Genomic DNA, 357 nt, shown 5'->3' on the forward strand with positions numbered 1-357 from the left:
TATAAACCTATCAATCTGTGTGGGCACTCGTTGATGATAATCCAATTAGATACTTCGGTATCAAATTCGATTTCAATGAACTGAGTGACCAATTGATACTTCGGTATCAGCACAGTCAATTCATTATCGTTCTACTTTCTTTGCAAAGGAAAAACGATAATAGCTTTAAAATTACTTCTTACTTTCGRGTAAGAGCAGTTTTGAAGTCAGTATTCATTGAGTCAAAAAAAACTTTAAATTGAAGAGTTTGATCATGGCTCAGATTGAACGCTGGCGGCAGGCCTAACACATGCAAGTCGAGCGGCAGCGACAACATTGAACCTTCGGGGGATTTGTTGGGCGGCGAGCGGCGGACGG

General features: G+C 41.0%; 1 rRNA gene. It reads left to right on the top strand.

Annotated features, from left to right (window positions below):
- Positions 1–235 precede the first annotated feature (235 nt).
- Positions 236–357: ribosomal RNA gene (locus IRQ95_RS22080) — 16S ribosomal RNA — on the top strand; the annotation flags it as partial.

The sequence above is a fragment of the Vibrio fluminensis genome, assembly GCF_015278125.1.
GTDB classification, from domain to species: domain Bacteria; phylum Pseudomonadota; class Gammaproteobacteria; order Enterobacterales; family Vibrionaceae; genus Vibrio; species Vibrio fluminensis.